The sequence below is a fragment of the Paenibacillus rhizovicinus genome (assembly GCF_010365285.1).
Taxonomy (GTDB): domain Bacteria; phylum Bacillota; class Bacilli; order Paenibacillales; family Paenibacillaceae; genus Paenibacillus_Z; species Paenibacillus_Z rhizovicinus.
Window position 1 is genome coordinate 5037100 of record NZ_CP048286.1, and the last position, 19094, is coordinate 5056193.

Here is a 19094-nt window from a genome sequence, read left to right on the forward strand (position 1 = left end):
CGATGTCAAGTTTGTACGAAGCTTGTCGAGCGAAAGGAAGGTTGCCGCGTCATGATCATCCGTTCTGTCGGCCTTGGTCTATATATTATGTTTATCTACTGGTTGTCCTCGCATGTGTCCGGCATGCACATGCTGTTCTTCCCAACGCTGGGAGCGTTCGGGTTTCTGTTTATTACACGTTCGCCCCGACTGCCGGAACTTGGCGGTATCGCGGTAGGCGCGGTGGCGTCCTCGGTCATCGGAACGCTCGCGTATGCCGTGAACGAGGGAATGGTCTCGCTGTTTATCAGCACGCTCGCCACGATCTGGCTCGTGCGGACATGGAAACTTAACGCCCCGCCGATCGTCGCCGTGTCGCTGATTCCGTTCTTCGCCCATCCGGCGAATTTGTGGATGCCCCCGTTATCGGTCGCCGCTTCGCTTGCGGGCTTGGTCGCCGTTCTTGGACTCGTGTACGCCGTCGAACGGCTGCTGGCCGGATCGGAAGCCGAGGGCCTGCAGCTCCGCCAAGGCATTCAGATGGATGCCGATCAGTAGGAACATGCCGCTATATCCGTATGCCGAAGAACGCCGCAGCGATGCGGCGTTCTTCGGCATTATGGCTTATTGGTTTAGTGACTCTCTGCCGCGAAGAACCGCCGCAGCTCGTCCGGCACTTCGCGGCTTCGTCGCGTGGAGGTATCTATCGTTACGCTTGTCACGAGCGCATCGGCGCGCACGGAGCCTTGCTCGTCGACGAGTTCTTGTTTCAATACATAGCTGGAACGGCCGACACGGTCGGGATGGCAGATGACCGTTAATCGATCGCCTTGTCTGCATTCTTGTCTGTAGTTCACGTTAATGTTCACGGTCACCGTTTGAATGCCCATCATTCCGAACGTCTCGTACGGCAGCCCGCATTGTTCGTACCATTCTTCGCGGCCCCACTCGAAATATTCCAGGTATTTCGCGTTATTGACGTGGCCGTTAATATCGATTTCCGTTGAACGGACGATAATGGGCAGGGAAGATTTCATTCCGTTCGCTCCTTCATGGCGTCAACTTTCTGGCCGCTTCGCTTCTCCTCGTTAAGATTTCCACTTGTCCCGCGAATCATGAAGTTGCAAAAAATATCGACCAATTCGGGGTTGAAGCTGATACCCTTCTGGTTCCGCAAATAGTCCGCGGCCTGTTCTGCCGGCCACGCGTCCTTGTAGGCACGTCTGCTTGTCAGCGCGTCGTAGACATCCACGATCGACACGATTTGGGCCTCGAATGGGATTTCGTCCTCCTTCAGACGGCTCGGATACCCCGTGCCATCCCATTTCTCGTGATGGAAGGAGACGATATCTTTGGCAATCTTCATTTCCTGCTGGAAAAGCTCGTCATCGAGCTCGGTTGAAATTTTATTGAGGATGTCTGCGCCGATCAGCGGATGGGTTTCCATAATCGCCCTTTCGTACACGTTAAGCTTGCCCGGCTTGTACAAGATGCCTTCCGGAATGCCCGACTTGCCGATGTCGTGCAGGATGCAAGCGTTCACGACGCTCTGGATGTACGCCTCCGTAAGGACGGATCGTTTCAGCGCATTATATTGATGCAGCAGCCCGGTCGTCAATTCTTGGACGCGGACGAGATGTCCTTCGATATCGGGGTCGCGCACCTCGCAGGACAGCGCCAATACTTTTAAAATCTCGTATTGGATTTTCGACTTTCGGGTCTCCGAGATGTAGACCCCTTCCTTTAGTTGGGCCAAATCCCGGAAGACGCCGATATAATACGCCTCGTCTCCGGATTTCACGAGCGAGATGGTGATGTTCGAGTACCATAGCTCCTTGTTCCGCTTGCGGTTAATAAACACGCCCGACCACGGTTTGTCTTGGCCCAGACTCTCCTTCATATCATCATACGTCTTCGCGGGCGTTAGTCCGGATTTCAACAAGCCCGCTTTCATACCAACGATTTCGTCTCTCGAATACCCGGTAACTCTCTCGTATGTCGCATTCACGTCGATAATCCGATGGCGAGTATCGGTAATAATTACGGCATCGGCTAGTTGCAAGAAGACGGATATTGTCGTGTCCATGTATGTACCTCTCTTGGTGTAGTAGTTTCCGAATATTATAAAGTATAAAAGCTGGAAAAATAAAGAAAAAATTGATCGTGCAGCCGGCTGCTCGGGCTGCGGACGCCAGTGGACCGACGACTCGACCGGAGAAGAGATGAAGGGATGCCGTATCGCATACCTTGAAATAGGCAATCATGGAAAGAGGCGGCGCGTGGAGCAGATTCATGCATCGCCTCTTTGCTTGAATAGAGAGTAGCGAGCGCCGCGGCGCCGATTGACGTTAACGATGGGAAGGGGCATATACGATGGACTATCGGATCGAGAAAGATTCCATGGGCGAAATCAAAGTCGACGCGAACCGGCTGTGGGGCGCGCAGACCGAGCGGAGCCTGCATAATTTCAAGATCGGCACGGAGAAAATGCCGCGCGAGCTCATTCATGCTTTCGCGTATTTGAAGAAGGCGGCGGCGATCGTCAACGGCGGGCTCGGCAAGCTGGACGAGGCGAAGGCGAGCGCGATCGCCTCGGCAGCGGACGAGATCATCGCCGGTCAATGGGACGGGGAATTCCCGCTGGCCGTCTGGCAGACGGGAAGCGGCACCCAGTCGAACATGAACGCCAATGAGGTCATTGCGCGCCGCGCGGGCCAGCTGCTCGAAGCCGGCAGCGGCGGAGCGGGCGGCGCCAAGGTGCATCCGAACGACGACGTCAACCGGTCGCAGAGCTCGAACGACACGTTTCCGACCGCCATGCACGTCGCGGCGCTGATTGCCGTCGAAGACACCGTGCTGCCCGCCATCGCGCAGCTCAAAGCGACGCTCGCGCGGAAGAGCGCGGCGTTCGCCGATATCATCAAGATCGGCCGCACGCATTTGCAGGACGCGACGCCGCTCACGCTCGGCCAGGAGATCAGCGGCTGGGTTCGCATGCTCGAGAAGGCCGAGCGTAACATCGGCACGGCCCGCGAGGAGCTTCGCGAGCTTGCCATCGGCGGCACGGCCGTCGGCACGGGGCTGAACGCGCCGCCGGGCTTCAGCGAGAAGGTCGCCGCCGAGATCAGCGGCCTGACCGGCAAGCGCTTCGTCAGCGCGCCGAACAAATTCCATGCGCTGACGAGCCATGACGAAATCGTCTTCGTCCACGGCGCGTTCAAGGCACTGGCCGCGGATCTCATGAAGATCGCCAACGACGTCCGCTGGCTGGCGAGCGGGCCCCGCTGCGGCATCGGCGAAATTTCGATTCCGGAGAACGAACCCGGCAGCTCCATCATGCCGGGCAAAGTGAACCCTACCCAGTGCGAGGCGATGACGATGGTCGTCTGCCAAGTGATGGGCAACGATGCGGCGATCGGCTTCGCAGCAAGCCAGGGCAATTTCGAGCTTAACGTGTTCAAGCCCGTCATCATTCACAACTTCCTGCAATCCGCGCGGCTGCTCGGAGACGCCATGCGCTCGTTCGACGAGCATTGCGCCGTCGGCATCGAGCCGAACCGCGAGGCGATCGGGAAGTATCTGAACGAATCGCTCATGCTCGTGACGGCGCTGAATCCGCACATCGGCTACGAGAATGCCGCGTCCATCGCGAAGGCCGCGCATAAGGAAGGGCTGACCTTGCGCGAAGCCGCCGTCCGCAGCGGGCTGATCACGGCCGAGAAATTCGACGAAGTCGTGCGCGCCGATGCGATGATATAATGATTTTGCATTAGTGCTTATACGCGTTAAAGCGACAAAATTTTTTTTGCGTTCATGGAAGATTTCAAGTATGATGATTAAAAAAGTATGGACCAAAGGAGTACACGCACATGAACGCAAAAAACAACAACAATTGCAAAATCGTCGACTGCACGATCCGTGACGGCGGGCTCGTCAATAACTGGGATTTCAGCGTCGAATTCGTTCAGCATCTGTACCAAACATTGAATGAAGCCGGCGTTGACTATATGGAAATTGGTTACAAAAACTCCCCTAAACTGCTGAAAGGCGCGGAATCCGCAGGTCCATGGCGTTTCCTGGATGACGATTTCCTGCGCAAAGTCATCCCGCAGAAGCTGAACACGAAGCTGTCCGCACTCGTTGATATCGGTCGCGTTGACGAGAACGACATCCTGCCGCGCGAAGAAAGCCTGCTGGACCTGATCCGCGTTGCCTGCTACATTCAGGACGTCGAGAAGGCGCTCGAGCTCGTAAAAGTATTCCATGACCGCGGCTACGAGACGACGCTGAACATCATGGCGCTCTCCAACGTGATGGAGAACCAGCTGTTGGAAGCGTTCGAGCTGATCGAAGCAAGCGTCGTGGACGTCGTTTACGTCGTGGATTCCTACGGCAGCTTGGATCCGAAGGATTTCGACTACCTGATCAGTAAATTCCAGAAGCATCTGCCGAGCAAGCGTCTTGGCGTGCATACGCATAACAACATGCAGCTGGCGTTCGCGAATACGCTCACTGCCGTCGACAAAGGCGTCGAGCTGCTCGATGCTTCCGTATACGGCATGGGCCGCGCGGCAGGCAACTGCTGCACGGAGCTGCTCGTCGCTCACCTGAAGAATACGAAGTACAACGTACGCCCGGTTCTCGACATGATCGAGAAATACATGATTCCGCTTCGCGAGAAGGAAGAGTGGGGCTACATCATCCCGTACATGATCACGGGCATGCTGGATGAGCACCCTCGTTCCGCAATGGCGCTGCGCGATTCCGCAGACAAGGACAAAGCGGTCGATTTCTACGACAAGCTGACCACGCCGGAAGTGCTGCACAGCAAATAAGCCGGAAGTTCATAAGTGATCATTCTCGATAAACAATTAAGCTCCCGAGACTTCATGGCTCGGGAGCTTTCTTCATGGATGAATAGCAGTGCGAAGAGACGTCGGCGGGCCGAGAGGTGTGGTAGATCGGTATGCACGGATAACAAAGATTAATAACGATGGGATTCGATCCCGGTAGTCCTGTCTATAAGGAGTTCCATAGGCATCGGTTTCCCGACGATGTAGCCTTGGACGGCATCGATGCCGAGTGCTCTCCATGCGCGATATTGCTCCTGCAGTTCGATGCCTTCAATGACCGTTAGGATTCCGCGCGAATGGAACTCTTGCAGGAGGGGGCGGAATAATCCGGATAATTGAGCGTGGGCGGACAAAGCGGTCACGAAGGCTCTGTCTAATTTGACGATATCGACCGGCAAGTGAAGCACGTCGAAGAGATGCCGCTGGCCTTTGCCGAAATCATCGAACGCGATGCGAAAGCCTGAACGCTGCAGTTCGGCGAAGAGGCGGCGCAAATCGGAATAGCTGCTGCACAGTTCTTCCGATTCCGTTAATTCCAGCGTGATTCGGTTCGCCGCGCCGCGATCGAAGATGGCCGCCAGCCGTTCCTTGAACGTTTCGCCCAGCATCGTTCGAAGGGAAACGTTTATCGAGAAACGCCAGTCGGATAGTTGCGGTTCTTGCAGCCATCCGGCCGCGTCTTTGCATATATAATAAAATAAATTTGCGGCAACGCGGGCATCTTGCTCGGAAGTTTCTATAAAATAATGTGGAGCAAGCAAGCCGTGAACGGGGTGGATTAATCTCGTAAGCGCTTCTGCGCCGTAGATTTTGTGGTCGTTCACGGAGATTTGCGGTTGGTAATAGATGACGAAACGATTGTCGGCAATCGCCGATTCGATGTCCTCGATTCCGATAACAATGTCTTGGGCAGGCTCCATCGCAGTACCTCCCGGCATATCGATTTCTGTTGATTCTATGCTCCGGGGGGGGAGTGATATGACTTGACCGGCAGCTTGGGGCGGCTCGATCAGTCAGGTTCACGGGAGAATTCCGTCGACCAGCTTATTCCGATTGCAAGATTCATGCCTTGGGCGATATTGAATTGCCGCGATGCATCATTTACAATAGAATCCATTCTACTATTTTCTGATTTTCATTCATCCTCACAACAGGCTGGCGTTAGACGCCGGAAGGAGCAGTCGCCGTATGAACAATGAATTGACGCTTATCGTGGAACGGTTGGAAACCCGGCAGACGCTTCAAGCCCTTATGCCGGAGAAGGCATGGGACGCGGCGCTGGATCAACGCATTGCGGAGCTGCCGATTATCACTGCGGCAACGCCGAGCGGCGATAAGACGGAACTGATTGCCTTAATGGCAGGGCTTCATCTGTTGAATGAAAGCTTGGACGCTTCGCATGCGCACGCGCAGGAGATCGAGGACGATCCGACGGGAGCTTATTGGCATGGCATCATGCATCGCATGGAAGGCGACTTCTCGAACGCCAACTACTGGTTTCACAATGCGGGTCCGCATCCCGCGATGCAGAAGCTGCAGGACCGGGCCGCGGATTGGGTACGGAACAGCACGGTCTTAAGCGATCTGCCGGAAGGCGCAGTACGGGACGGCATTGCCGCGATCGCCCGCCAAGTCCGCTGGAATGCCAGCGCCTTCACCGCGATGGTAGCGCTCCAAGAAAGCGGAGGCAGTTCGGAGGATACGAGAGGCGCGCTCGAATATATTCAGCATCTGGAGCTGGAAGAACTGTTCGCGCATACGGAGCAAGCTGCGCGGCATCTGTTGGCGTAACGGATATTCACATGAAAAAAAGGCTGTAACTGCCCATGAGGGACGGTTACAGCCTTTTTGGTTAGATTCGTAATTCTGAGTGAAAAACGTATACAATAGAACACAACTGTGGCATAATTATAATGAATTTATACGAACTGCTGTTCTTATCACGTTCGTGTCGGAGGTAATTTCTATGGTGTATCAAATTGAAGACGTGATCAACTGGCTTCTTTCCAAGAAAGGTATGACTCCTAAAAAGCTTCAGAAAATGCTGTATTATGCATATGCATGGTACTTAACCTTGCAAAATGAAAGACGCAATGAATTGACCAACAGGTTGTTTAACGCTCGTTTTGAGGCATGGGTTCATGGTCCTGTCATACCGGAAGTGTACCAAATGTACAGAGATTTAAGGTTTGCTGAAATTCCTCAGTATTCAGGCCCACTTGCGGAATTCGATGAAGATACTATTGATGTGCTGAATCAGGTTTATTCAATTTATGGCGGCTATACTGGGAACCAGCTTGAGTCGATATCTCATCAAGAAATCCCTTGGATAAACGCAAGGCAGGGCTATCAGCCATTGGACCGTTGTAATGAGGAAATTAGAGACGAGGATATGTTTGACCAATACATACAATACGTATTGGACGAAGACTAACGCTATGAGGAAAAAGATTAAAGGTAATTTTAAACCATCCATTACTCCGCAGGATACAGTTAAAAATAAAAAAGATCCGGGAACTTACGAAAGGCTGACTTTTGACTTTTCTTATGATCGTTGGCTTAAGAGCATTAGTATAAAAGGATTTACAAATCTGTTGAAAAACGAAGAGGAATTCGCTTCTGCAATTGTGCAAGTCTTCAAGGATGTAATTCCAATAATTCAATCAAACTGGGAGATAATTCGACATAATACAAAACTCCAATTCCCGCATTGTCATTCATTAGCCAAAGATAAAATTATTTTGGTTAATAAAATTATCGAAGAAATATATAATAAACAACTCATGGATGAGAGCGGGAATGAAAATCTGAATTACTGGCAGCTGGGGGTCAAACAATCACTTAGATTAATCGCAATATTTGACCACAGTACAAATATTATTTACCCTGTATTTCTCGATCATTTTCACCAAATCCACCCAAGTATTAAACATAACGATAACAATATTAATAAAAATACTTTATGCGCTTATACAAAATATTCCGGATAATAAAAAGGGCCGCTCGCATGAGCAGGCCCTTTTTATATGTCTTTGGCTTATACATTAGTTTCGCCTTCATATTTTTTTTTCTTACGGGCTTTGCCAAAAAACCAATTCGCTTCGCCGAACAAATTCGCCAGCGCCGGGACGACGAGTCCCATGAACACGAACGCGTAGAGGATTAGGCCGACGACGATGCCTGCGCCGATCTGAAGCAGCGTGTTGACGCCGGACATCATGAGTGCGGCGAACGTGCCGCCCATGATCACGGCCGCCGATACGATGACGCCGCCAGTCGTGGACATCGCCTTCGTCATCGCTTGCCGAATGCCTCCCGGGCGATATTCTTCCTTGAACCGCGCCATCAGGAAGATGCTGTAATCGACCCCGAGCGCCACGATGATGAGGAAGATGAAGAAGGAAGCGCTCCAGGACAAGCCTTCCTTGCCGAGCAGCTTGACGAAGGTGAACTCCACGATGCCCATCGTCACCAGGAAGTTGAAGACGAGCGACAGCAGCAGATAGAGCGGCGCGAGCAGGGAGCGAAGCATGATCATCAGCACGATGAAGATACCGATCAGCACGAAAGCGCCCGTCCGCATAAAGTCGCTCTTCGATAACGACTTCAGCTCGGAAATCTGCGCGGAGGTGCCGGACACATAGACTTTAGCGTCGGCGAGGGAGCTTCCGCTTAGGCTATGGCGCAGCGCGTCGCGGACTTGGCCGACGGTGTCCTGCGCCTCGGGCGAGTACGGATTGACGGCGAGGACGACGTCGATCTTCGCGGTTTTGCCGTCTTTGGCGATGTAGTAGTCCAGCGCCTGCTGCAGCTCGGGACTATCGAGCGCGGATTGCGGCAAATTCCAGCCAGGAATTTGGCTGTCGCCAATCGATTGCTCCGCTTCTTTCACTTGCGCGAGTCCCTTCGAGACATCGCCGAGACCTTGGGCTCCCGCGCTCAGGCCTCCCGTGAGGTTTTTCAGACCCGTGCCAAGCTTGGCTGCGCCGTCGGCGGCGTCCGTCTGGCCCGAAGCCAGTTGCCCTAGTCCGCCAGCAACTTTCGCGACGCCGGGATTCAGCTGCGAGAAGCTGGACGACAATCGGTCGGCGCCGCCCTTCAGCTGCTTCAGTCCGTCAGACAGACCTTGCTGCGTGGCCATGAGCTTGCGCATGGATGCATCGTCCTTCAGCTCCGGATGGCTCTTCAGCAAGGCGGTCAAATCGCTGCTCATGGAATCCGATACGGAGACGCTTTGCCCGACACCTCCGGCGAGCTGTTCCGCGCCTTTGGATGCCTGCTGCAAGCCGCCGTAGATTCGATCCAAGCCGGCTTGCGCTTCCTTGGTCTTGCCTGCCATCGTGCGCAGACCGCCGGCGAGCTTGTCGACATCGCCCTGTCCGCCCGCGATGGAGCTCTCGGCATCCGTCAGGCCGCCGGCGACCTTGTCGACGCCTTCCTTTAACTGCTGCAGCGCTTCGGATGTTTTGGTCAATTGATCGGTTACCGTCAGGTCGGCCAGCTGAACGCCGAGCGGCCTGACGGCGCTGCGCACTTCCTTGACCCCGCTCAGCTTGGCGACGCTGGCGCTGGCCGTTTCCATGGCGGCGAGCGCTTCCGGCGTCCGCATGGAAGCGTCCGACGTGATCGCGATGGAGAGCGGGAACACTTCGCCGGAACCGAAGGATCGCTCTACCTGACGGAAGCCTTGCACGGAGCCGAGGCTCGGACTGATCTCGGCCAGGTCGTCGAAGGATCGCTTATTGTGGTAGAGCAGCGTCAGCGGCGCCAGCAAAATAACGGTCACAAGCAGAATCGCGACGGGTCTGCGTGCGGCGAGCGAAGCCATCGCGTTCCACATTTTCGATTCCCCGTGGCCTTGGCCGTCGGCGATTCTCGAAGGCCAGAACGTCGCTTGGCCGAAAATCATCAGCAGCGCGGGCGTCAGCGTCAGGCCGGCGATGAGCGTCACGGCCACGCCGATGGAAACGCCGACGGCGGACTGGTACAGGCCGAACTGCGCGAAGCCGATCAGGAAGAACGCGACGAATACGGTGCTCGCGGAGAAAGCCACCGTCTTGCCGACGGTGCGCACCGTGCGTACGAGCGCTTCGACTTTGTCGCCGTCGCGGCTCAATTCCTCGCGGAAGCGCTGGATGAGCAGAATGCAATAATCGGTCCCCGCACCGAACATGACGGCGATCAGGAACGACTCCGTGAACGAGGATACCGGCATGCCCCAATGCGTTGCGGCGGCCACGAGCCCTCTCGTGATGACGAGCGAAATGCCGATCGTAATGAGCGGGACGAAAGGAGCGACGGGCGAGCGGAAGACGATCAGCAGGATGACAAGAACGAGCCCTACGGTCAGGAGCTCGGTCTTCTTCAAGCCGTTCGACGAACTCTCCTGAAAATCTTTGCCGATCGGCGCGCTGCCGGTCAGCTCCACTTTGCTGCCTTCGGGCGCCCCCTTGATCCGCTCGTTCAGCGAGTCGACGGCGTCTTGGGTGAGTGCGTCGTTATCGGTTCCGGAGAATCCGACGATAAGCATCTCGGTCGTGCCGTCCTTGCTGCGGAACTTGGAAGCGAGCTCCGGCGTTTCGTAGGCGGATTGGACGGACTTGAACCCGTCTTTGCCGTCCAAGCCCGCGAGCTCCGAGGCTTTGGCCTTCAGCCAAGCCCGGTCCTGGTCGTTCATGCCGCCCTCCCGGGAATAGACGAGGATAGCGCTCGACCTTGTCGTGCTTTCGGGATTGATCCGGGCGAGCATATTCTTGGCGACGACGGATTCGGAATCCGCCGGCACGAATTTCTGCTCGGTTTGGCGGACGATGGAGGCCAAGTCGGGCAGCGCCAGCACGGCAACGGCGGCGATCGCCAGCCATCCCAGCAGAATCGCCCATTTGGCGCGGGCGAGGCCGCGGATGAACCGTTCTAACATACGTATTTCCTCCTTAGGCAAAGGTCTTCTCTATGAATAGTTATAGCGCAGCAGAAAATGGAAAGTCAATATATTGTACTATCGGTCATAATTATTTCACATTCGTTAAATCCTTATGATTGATGGGGAATGCCTGTAATCGAACTCATACTGTATGGATGGTTAATCCAATAACTTTGATAAAAATGACCGGTGGTCACATATGGTTTACGGAAAACACCCGCTATGCTACAATTGGCGTACAAGAACGCTCAATTGACGGAGGATTCGAGGCATGAATCGCGAGCTAAAGAAAGAACAAACGCGGACGCGAATCAAGGAAGCGGCGCTGACCCTCTTTTCAGAGCAGGGCTATGAATTGACGACGGTCGAAGCGATCGCCAAGCTGGCAGGCGTCGCCAAAGGCACGTTTTTTAACTATTTTTCATCCAAAGATGAACTCATATGCGACCTGCAGGGGATATTTGCGATCAAAGAAGTGGAGAAGCTGAAGGACACGCCGGGTCCGCTCGTGCCGCGTCTGCAGCTGCTCATCTTCGAGATCGTCAAACGGTTCGAATTGAACAAGCCGCTGACACGGGCCCTGTTCCAGGCCATGCTCGGCAGCGGCAGCTCCCTCGATGCGCATAACGAGCTGCTGGATACGTTATCGGAGTCGCTCCATCCGCTTATTTTGCAGGCGCAGGAGAACGGAGAGATCCGCAAGGACATGCCCGCCGAGATGCTGGCGCAGCAAGCGTTCCAATCGTATTTCGGCACGCTCATCATCTGGGCCATGGAAATGGACGATGAGCCGCTCGACACCCGCATGACGATGACCTTCGAGCTGTTCTTCAAAGGCATCGCGCCTCAATAATCGGCGAACCGCTTGGAAGCAACCTAGCATAGCGGCAGCAACACGGCAGCAACGTAACAGTAACTTGGCGATATACAAAAAACAGCTCCGGTTTCGTCCCTGTCAGGGGTCGAGCCGGAGCTGTTTTTTTTCGTTTCGAAAAGCTTGCAGCGTGCATGAGACTTGCCTGCAGCCGGATTAGAAGCCGGGGAGCTCGCCGTCGCCGCGGATTGCCGCAGCGCTGTGCGGCACATTGGGATGGAAATAACCGGAGCCCGCGAACGGCCGTCCGCCGGCCGTCACGCCGTTCAAGGCAACGCCGATTTGATCGGTTTCATTGAACATTTGGAGCAATGCGTGCTGCGTCATCCCATCGACCTCAAGATACCAGAGCTTGTAGCCGGCGTCGGTGACGACAACGAGCTGAGCGGCACGGAACGAGAGCTTCGTCGTTACGCCTTCATACGTAATGGACAGCTCTGCCACATGATAAGTTTCCATGGCGAATGCCGCCTCCTTTCGGTTCGGAAAAAACGTTATTCCCCATTGTAATGTCGCCTTGCGGGGATTGCAACAAAAGCATCGGGCGCAGCGTCAGGAGTTTGATGGCCATTTACAATTTTTTACTGTCCGAAAGAAAAAAAAGGGGGACTGGAAAATGGGAAATGTACAGAAAAAGCTTGCGGCACATGCAAAGCTGGCGATGAAAGCTGTCCGCGCGATTCGAACGATGAGGGCGTCCGCCGCGATTCTGCTCGTTCTGGCATTGACGCTCGTGCCGTTATTAGGCGGCTGCGGTTCGAATTCAAATGCTGCCGATAACGCAGCGAGTTCCGAATCCGACGCGAATGCAAGCGCCGACAAAGCATCTTCGGACAATTCCGGCGGCGATTCTTCGCGTTTAACAGACCGAGATTCCACAACGGAGACGCACGATGACAGCGCCGCTTCCGACTCCTCCGATTCGTCCCATTCAGACGACCCTGCAGAAGAAGACCGGGGAGATTCCCCGCCGCCCGGGCTTGAGCGGGGAGAATCCTCGCAGTACGACGATTCCAAGCCCGGTCAATTGACCGCAGGCGAGTGGAACGATACCGCGGAATGGAAGGGATGGCTGAACCTGCTTCAAAGCGGAGAAGGGCAGGAGAATACGTCGTATTGGTCTTTTTATCCTGAGCGCCGGCTGGAAGTCGACGTGGTCTCGGACGGCAAGCCCGTCGCGGATGCGGCCGTGACGCTGACGAGAGACGATGGAGAGGCCGTATGGGAGGCGCGTACGAATAACGAAGGGATCGCTTACGTGTACGCTGGCTTATACGATGAACAGGGTTCGCAGGACAAATACGGCGTTTCCGTTTCGTTCGGCGATCAGCTGAAGCGGTACGGGAACGTGCCCGTTCCGCGCGCGGAAGCGCTGAAGGTTGAGCTGGAGCAGCCGGTCAAGACGGCCAGCGCATTGGATTTAATGCTGCTGGTGGACACGACGGGATCCATGGGGGATGAACTGGATTATTTGAAGACGGAGCTGAAAGACGTCGTGAAGCGCGTGGATCGGGATAACGGGCAGCAGCTCGCCATTCGGGTGAGCGCGAACTTCTACCGCGATCGCGGCGACGATTACGTCGTGAAGCCTTTCGCGTTCACGGACGATGTCGACAAGGCGGTTGCGCAGCTGTCGGATCAGCATGCCGCGGGCGGCGGGGATTTTCCCGAAGCGGTGGACAGGGCGCTTGAGAACGCGATCGATCAGCACGAGTGGAGCGATGATGCGCGGGCGAGGCTGCTGTTTCTCGTCATGGACGCGCCGCCGCACCATGAACGCAAAGTGACGAAGCGGATTCAGGAACTGACGGAAGAGGCGGCGGCCGACGGCATTCGTATCATTCCGGTCGCGTCCAGCGGCGTTGACGTGCATACGGAATATTTGATGCGGTTCATGGCGGCGGCGACGGGCGGAACTTACTTGTTACTGACCGATCACAGCGGGATCGGCGGCGACCATTTGGAACCGGCGACAGGCATATTCGAGGTGAAGGCTTTGAACGATTTGCTCGTGAATGTGATCAATCGTTACGCCGCGCAATAGCGGTCTTCTTGTCGAAAAATAGTTTTTGAAAACCAATTGAAAGATGCTGGACAAGAGACGCGGAATGGTACAAACTAGAAGGGATTAGCTGAAAAACAGCAAGTTTTTCCAACCGGGATTTCTAATGTCGAATTTTGGTGAAATATGAAGAATAATTTACATTTTGCGCATGCTTCATCTTTTAGCGTTTGGCCGCTTGGCGATCGCGCGCTCGTCATCGGGTTGAAGGAAGAAGGGAATGTTCCGTTATGGAAGCTGGCTTCCGAGCTGGCGCTGCGGATTCGAAATCTAGGCGTATCGTGGATCGTCGACGTTATCCCCGCTTACGACACGGTAACGATCGTCTATGAACCGCTGGTCGTTTGGGGTCTCGCCGGCGCGGGGGGACTCGGGAGGAACGAACGGCCGCTGCCTTACGATTATGCGGTTTCGTTCATTGAACCTTTGCTCGCGCATACTGAGTCAGCGGATGATGGGGAAATCCGCATCGTGGAGATTCCGGTCTGCTACGGCGGGGAATACGGGCCCGATTTGGCCGATTGCGCTGCGCGTTCCGGCTTGGCGGAAGAGGCCTTCATCGCGCTGCACAGCCGTTTTGACTACAAGGTCGCGATGATCGGCTTCATGCCCGGCTTTCCGTATTTGACCGGACTTCCCGAAGCGCTTGCCCAGCCGCGCAGATCGTCGCCGCGAAGCCGCGTGTCCGCTGGTTCCGTCGGCATCGCCGGCTGCCAGACGGGCATCTATCCGCTGGCTTCGCCGGGGGGCTGGCAATTGATTGGCCGTACCCCGGTGCGGCTGTTCGATCCCGGACGAGGGGAGCCGTCTCTGCTGCGCGCCGGCGACGTGCTGCGGTTCATTCCCATCACGGCCGAAGCCATGGTAGCGAGAGGGGACGGTTAACATGAGCCTGCGCGTATTGAAGCCGGGTCTGTACACGACGGTGCAGGACCTCGGGCGGCCAGGCTGGCGGAAGGACGGCGTTGCCGAAGGCGGAGCCATGGACCGGTACGCCCACCGCATGGCAAACCTGCTCGTCGGCAACGACGAGAGCGAAGCGACGCTGGAGCTGACGCTCATCGGACCGGAGCTGGTCCTGGAGCGCGATCTGCTGCTCGCCGTCTGCGGCGCGGCCATGCCGCCGTCGATCGACGGCGAGGAGCTCCCGCTGTGGCGGCCGTTCTGGGCCCGGGCGGGATCGGTCCTCGCCTTCGGCGCCGCCGCGGGCGGCTGCCGCGCATACCTCGCGGCCGGCGGCGGCTTTGCCGCCGACGCGGCCCTTGGCAGCCGCGGCACCGATGCGCGAGCCGGCATCGGCGGCATCGCGGGCCGGCCGCTCCGGCCCGGCGACGCGCTCACCTGCGGCGCCGAGCCCCGCGCGCGGCCGCTTGGCGCGCCGCGCTCGCCGCGCGCGCCGCGGCAGAGCCGCAGGGCCGCCGCCGCAGCTGGGCGGCCCCGCGCTGGTTCGCGCCGCCGCTCGCCTATGGCGGCGCAACCGAAGCCGGCATCGAGCTCCGCGTGATGCCGGGCGCCGAGTACGGGCAGTTCCGCGAAGCGGCCCGTACGGCGCTGACGCGGGAGCGCTTCCGCGTGGCTCCCGCGTCCGATCGCATGGGGGTCCGTCTCGAAGGCCCCCCGCTGGAACGCAGCGACAGCGCGGAACTGCTGTCGCACGGCGTCGTCGCCGGCACGATTCAGGTGCCGGCCGGCGGGACGCCGATCATACTCGCCGCCGACTCCCAAACCACTGGCGGCTACCCCAAAATCGCCCATGTCGTCTCGGTCGACCTGCCGCTCCTCGCGCAGTGCAAACCGGGCAGCCGGGTAACCTTCAAAGAAATTACGCTGGCGGAAGCCCAGCGGCTGCAGCTCGAATTCGAGCGGGAAATGCGGCTGCTGGCCGCCGTTATGACATTCACAACATTTTATTAGCTCCGATGGATGAAGAAAGGGGCTCAGCCTGCCGATATGATACGTAACGACGTTTCGCCGACGGACCGGCGCTTCATCGACCTCAACTGCGATTTCGGAGAAAGTTTCGGTGCCTATACCTTCGGCCAAGACCGGGAATTGCTAGCCTGCGTGACTTCCGTCAATATCGCCTGCGGCTTTCATGCGGGGGATCCCCATACGATCCGCGAAGCGGCGGACCGGTCCGTTCAAGCCGGCGTCGCGATCGGCGCGCATCCCGGCCTGCCGGACCGGCTGGGCTTCGGCCGCCGCGAGATGGCAGTCAGTCCGCAGGAAGTCTATGATTACACGCTCTACCAGATTGGCGCGCTGGATGCGTTCGTTCGCGCCGCCGGCGGAACGTTGCGCCATGTCAAACCGCATGGCGCCCTTTACCATATGGCCGGACGCGAACCGGAGCTTGCCGAAGCGTTCGTCCGGGCAGTCCGCGTTTACGATCCGGCACTGATTCTCTACGCGCAGTCGGGAAGCGTGCTGCTGAGCGAAGCCGAGCGCCAGGGCGTTCGCGGGGCGGCAGAAGTTTTCGCCGACCGCACCTATCGGACGGATGGCAGCTTGACGCCCAGAACGCAGCCGAACGCCGTTCTCCAAAGCGCGGAAGAAGCGCTGGCTCAAACGCTGGACATCATCGCCTCCGGCCATGTGACGACAAGCGATGGGACGCGCATCGCTCTCCAAGGGGACACGGTTTGTCTGCACGGCGACGGCCTGCACGCAGCGCTGTTCGCCGCTCGACTTCATCAAGGTTTAATCGCAGCAGGTATCGCACTACGCCCGCCACATCGTCCATAACCCGCAAAGGGCACGAACTTATCATTGGCTAACTTGTTGAAGGAGGACCTCATGTCGATAAACCGGGCGGAAAAAATAACGATGGGGACCGCTTTCGCCGCCATTCTAAGCTTTGTTCTTCTGCGGATCTTCCATCACGAGCTGTACGGGGCGATTCCGAAGAAACCCTTCCTGTTCCTCCATTCCGGCATGGAACTGCTGGGCTTTGCCGTGAGCTTTACGATGCTTGTATTAGGCTGGATGTTCTTCGTTAAATCCTTGTCAAAGCATCGCTTGTATACGGCAGCGCTGTTCGGAGCAGTGGGCTTGTTTGATCTGCTGCACGAATTGACACTGGAAGGAATGCCGTTCTACCGGCTCATCGGAGCCATGCCCATGACGCTTCTGTTTACGTTAACGGCGCAATTGGCGGGCTCCATAGGGGTGTTCATTATTTTCCGCGTCAACGATGAACAGGTACCCGCCGGCAGACGGCTCCCGGCGTTTATGTCAGCGTTCGTTCTTGCCGGCGCGCTGTCCGTGCTGATTTACAAGCTGACGCCGAATGTGGTGCCGCTGTTCGATACCGTAGCGCATGTGAAGCAGCTGCGATTTGCATCGGAGTCCATCATCGCATTCGCGTATATCGGCACGATTTTCATGGTGTTGTACCGCAACAGGAACGAGCGGCCGCAGGCGATGCTTACGATCGTGCAATCGATGGTGTTCTTCCTGTTGTCGGATCTGCAATTCATGCTCAGCGTCTATGCGCATAACAGCGATATGCTGATCGGCCATGCGTATAAGCTGGCAGGTTACTACTTCTTAATGAAGGGCATCTATTACGTCACGATCGAGGAGCCGTTCCAGCAGTACAAACGGACGGAATCCCGCATCAACTTCCTTGCGTACCACGATGAGCTTACCGGGTTGTCCAACCGCCGACTGCTGAAGGAGCAGCTGAACGAGGAACTGAAGCTCGCCCAGCTGAGCAACGGCCGCATCGCCGTATTTCTGCTCGACATCGATCGCTTCAAGACGATCAACGATGCGCTCGGGCACTCGTTCGGCGACCGGATGCTGCAAGCCGTCTCCGAACGGCTTCGCCTGGCGGCGGGCAATACGAATCGCGTTTACCGGATGGGCGGTGACGAATTCGTAATGCTCATGCCGAATTTGGAGGCGGAAGCGGACGCGGCCCAGGTGGAGAAACAGGCGAAATCGATCATGGGCTTATTCGACGCTCCGTTCGTTCTGGATGAAGCGGAGTATCATATTACGATCAGCCTCGGGGTATCGTTCTACCCGCAGGACGGGGACAGCGTCGAAGTCTTGCTTAAGAACGCGGATACGGCCTTGTATTCGGCCAAAGCACATCGCAACGAGTATTCCAGCTACGAGCCCGAGATGAACCGCAAAGCGCATGATCGGCTGCGGCTGGAGAGCGATCTGCGGCGGGCGATCGACGAGGAACAGTTCGCGCTCGCTTATCAGCCGCTCGTCAATTTAAACAGCGGCAAAGTGGTCGGCGTGGAAGCGCTGGTGCGCTGGCATCACCCGAAGCGCGGCTTGCTCCCGCCGAGCGAGTTTATTCCGCTCACGGAGGAGAACGGACTGATCCTGCAGCTGGGGGAATGGGTGCTGGGCGCTGCCTGCAGGCAAAATAAGCTGTGGCAGGATTCCGGACTTCCGCCGATGATGATGTCGGTCAATCTGTCCATGCGTCAGTTCAGGCAGCATCAGCTGGCAGACCGGATCAAAGCGATTTTGGAGCAGTCAGGCATGCCGCCGAAATATTTGGAGCTGGAAATAACGGAAAGCATGACGAGCGACGTGGAGTTTGCCGCTGACACGCTGTCGAGCTTGAAGGAGCTTGGCGTGCAAATCAGCATCGACGATTTCGGAACGGGCTATAGCTCGCTCAGCTCGCTCAAGCGTTTCCCGATCGATAAGCTGAAGATCGACCGCTGCTTCGTGAACGACGTGACCAAAGGCGGCAGCGATGCCGCGATCGTCTCGACCATTACGACGATGGCGAAGAACCTGAAGCTGAAAGTGACGGCCGAGGGCGTCGAGAACGACGAACAGATTCAGTTCCTGCGCGAACGGAATTGCGAAGAAGCGCAAGGCTATTATTTCACGCAGCCGATTCCGGCGAATTTGTTCGAGAATTGGTTCCGGCATCGCAGCCAAACCGCGTAACCGCTGTACCTGATGTTTCACTGGCCTAACGGGAGGAGGCGTCGCCGCCGATGAGCGAGCGAGAACTGTCGGTATTTATATACGGCACCCTGCTGCCCGGACAAAGCAATCATGATGTCGCGGCTCCGTTCATCCGCCGGATGGAGCCCGGTGTCGTCCGCGGACGGCTTGTCGATTATGGAGCGTATCCCGCAATGCTGCGCGACGCAGAAACACACGCAGGCAAGATGCGCGTGCGCGGGTTATGGATTACCGTGAATGAGCAAGGTTTGAAGCAGATGGATGAGCTGGAACAGTTTTACGGCATCGAAGAGGAGAACGATTACGATCGGGTGTGGGCGGAGGATCTGGAATCGCCTTTAAGGCAGGGCTGGGTGTACGTGTGGGACCATCCGCGGGGCTGTCCGGCCATAAAGGGGAATTACTGGCCGGATCATCTGGCCCGCAAGGAAGGTCGAAACCAGGCTTAGCCCGGCG

The 19094-nt window shown here is 56.7% G+C and carries 19 protein-coding genes; 14 read left to right on the top strand and 5 right to left on the bottom strand.

Annotated features, from left to right (window positions below; translation table 11 throughout):
* The first annotated feature begins 51 nt into the window (after positions 1 to 51).
* Positions 52 to 537, top strand: a complete 486-nt coding sequence (locus GZH47_RS22660; protein ID WP_162643301.1) for a hypothetical protein — start codon at positions 52 to 54, stop codon at positions 535 to 537.
* 74 nt (positions 538 to 611) lie between these two features.
* On the opposite strand, the gene GZH47_RS22665 is transcribed toward GZH47_RS22660, so the two are convergent.
* Together GZH47_RS22665 and GZH47_RS22670 are read right to left on the bottom strand one after the other, a co-directional pair.
* A complete protein-coding gene (locus tag GZH47_RS22665; protein ID WP_162643302.1) occupies positions 612 to 1016 on the bottom strand; it encodes an acyl-CoA thioesterase in 405 nt (134 codons plus the stop codon).
* On the bottom strand, positions 1013 to 2065 hold the full coding sequence (locus GZH47_RS22670) for an HD domain-containing phosphohydrolase (RefSeq protein ID WP_162643303.1): 1053 nt from the start codon (positions 2063 to 2065) through the stop codon (positions 1013 to 1015). The genes GZH47_RS22665 and GZH47_RS22670 overlap by 4 nt, the downstream gene beginning before the upstream one ends.
* Positions 2066 to 2352: 287 nt before the next feature.
* Here GZH47_RS22670 and fumC point away from each other — a divergent pair, with 287 nt between their 5' ends.
* Complete coding sequence (gene fumC, locus GZH47_RS22675; protein WP_162643304.1) at positions 2353 to 3738, top strand: class II fumarate hydratase; 1386 nt, start codon at positions 2353 to 2355, stop codon at positions 3736 to 3738.
* Positions 3739 to 3848: 110 nt separating this feature from the next.
* Complete coding sequence (locus GZH47_RS22680; RefSeq protein ID WP_162643305.1) at positions 3849 to 4814, top strand: aldolase catalytic domain-containing protein; 966 nt, start codon at positions 3849 to 3851, stop codon at positions 4812 to 4814.
* A gap of 149 nt (positions 4815 to 4963) precedes the next feature.
* Here the strand turns inward: GZH47_RS22680 and GZH47_RS22685 are convergent, their stop codons facing one another.
* Positions 4964 to 5752, bottom strand: a complete 789-nt coding sequence (locus tag GZH47_RS22685; RefSeq protein WP_162643306.1) for an EAL domain-containing protein — start codon at positions 5750 to 5752, stop codon at positions 4964 to 4966.
* 268 nt (positions 5753 to 6020) lie between these two features.
* On the opposite strand from GZH47_RS22685, the gene GZH47_RS22690 reads away from it, so the two are divergent.
* From GZH47_RS22690 to GZH47_RS22700, 3 genes are all read left to right on the top strand, one after another.
* On the top strand, positions 6021 to 6623 hold the full coding sequence (locus tag GZH47_RS22690; RefSeq protein WP_162643307.1) for a hypothetical protein: 603 nt from the start codon (positions 6021 to 6023) through the stop codon (positions 6621 to 6623).
* 175 nt (positions 6624 to 6798) lie between these two features.
* A complete protein-coding gene (locus GZH47_RS22695) occupies positions 6799 to 7266 on the top strand; it encodes a Panacea domain-containing protein (protein ID WP_162643309.1) in 468 nt (155 codons plus the stop codon).
* 4 nt (positions 7267 to 7270) lie between these two features.
* Positions 7271 to 7822 (top strand): hypothetical protein, encoded by a 552-nt coding sequence (locus GZH47_RS22700; RefSeq protein ID WP_162643310.1) that lies wholly within the window; start codon positions 7271 to 7273, stop codon positions 7820 to 7822.
* Between the two features lie 47 nt (positions 7823 to 7869).
* Here GZH47_RS22700 and GZH47_RS22705 read toward each other — a convergent pair whose 3' ends face one another.
* Complete coding sequence (locus tag GZH47_RS22705; RefSeq protein WP_162643311.1) at positions 7870 to 10752, bottom strand: MMPL family transporter; 2883 nt, start codon at positions 10750 to 10752, stop codon at positions 7870 to 7872.
* Between the two features lie 274 nt (positions 10753 to 11026).
* Between GZH47_RS22705 and GZH47_RS22710 the strand changes: the two genes are divergently transcribed.
* Positions 11027 to 11608 (top strand): TetR/AcrR family transcriptional regulator, encoded by a 582-nt coding sequence (locus GZH47_RS22710; protein ID WP_162643312.1) that lies wholly within the window; start codon positions 11027 to 11029, stop codon positions 11606 to 11608.
* Positions 11609 to 11785: 177 nt separating this feature from the next.
* Here GZH47_RS22710 and GZH47_RS22715 read toward each other — a convergent pair whose 3' ends face one another.
* A complete protein-coding gene (locus GZH47_RS22715; protein ID WP_162643313.1) occupies positions 11786 to 12088 on the bottom strand; it encodes a hypothetical protein in 303 nt (100 codons plus the stop codon).
* A 157-nt stretch (positions 12089 to 12245) separates the two neighbouring features.
* Here GZH47_RS22715 and GZH47_RS22720 point away from each other — a divergent pair, with 157 nt between their 5' ends.
* The 7 genes from GZH47_RS22720 (at position 12246) to GZH47_RS22745 (ending at position 19087) form a co-directional block, all read left to right on the top strand.
* Entirely contained in the window at positions 12246 to 13673 is a 1428-nt protein-coding gene (locus GZH47_RS22720) for a VWA domain-containing protein (protein WP_162643314.1), read from the top strand.
* A 144-nt stretch (positions 13674 to 13817) separates the two neighbouring features.
* Positions 13818 to 14576: a 5-oxoprolinase subunit PxpB gene (pxpB, locus tag GZH47_RS22725; RefSeq protein ID WP_162643315.1), complete on the top strand. Its 759-nt coding sequence runs from the start codon at positions 13818 to 13820 to the stop codon at positions 14574 to 14576.
* A gap of 1 nt (position 14577) precedes the next feature.
* The gene (locus tag GZH47_RS34400) at positions 14578 to 15195 is read left to right on the top strand and encodes a 5-oxoprolinase subunit C family protein (RefSeq protein ID WP_263866867.1); all 618 of its coding nucleotides are present in this window, start codon (positions 14578 to 14580) and stop codon (positions 15193 to 15195) included.
* Positions 15195 to 15605 carry a 5-oxoprolinase subunit C family protein gene (locus GZH47_RS34405; RefSeq protein ID WP_263866868.1) on the top strand — a complete coding sequence of 137 codons (411 nt, stop codon included), beginning with the start codon at positions 15195 to 15197 and terminating at the stop codon, positions 15603 to 15605. Before GZH47_RS34400 ends, GZH47_RS34405 begins: the two co-directional genes overlap by 1 nt.
* A 36-nt stretch (positions 15606 to 15641) precedes the next feature.
* Complete coding sequence (locus GZH47_RS22735; protein ID WP_162643316.1) at positions 15642 to 16436, top strand: LamB/YcsF family protein; 795 nt, start codon at positions 15642 to 15644, stop codon at positions 16434 to 16436.
* Between the two features lie 51 nt (positions 16437 to 16487).
* Positions 16488 to 18617 carry a putative bifunctional diguanylate cyclase/phosphodiesterase gene (locus tag GZH47_RS22740; RefSeq protein ID WP_162643317.1) on the top strand — a complete coding sequence of 710 codons (2130 nt, stop codon included), beginning with the start codon at positions 16488 to 16490 and terminating at the stop codon, positions 18615 to 18617.
* Positions 18618 to 18667: 50 nt separating this feature from the next.
* Entirely contained in the window at positions 18668 to 19087 is a 420-nt protein-coding gene (locus GZH47_RS22745) for a gamma-glutamylcyclotransferase family protein (RefSeq protein WP_162643319.1), read from the top strand.
* Positions 19088 to 19094: the final 7 nt, after the last annotated feature.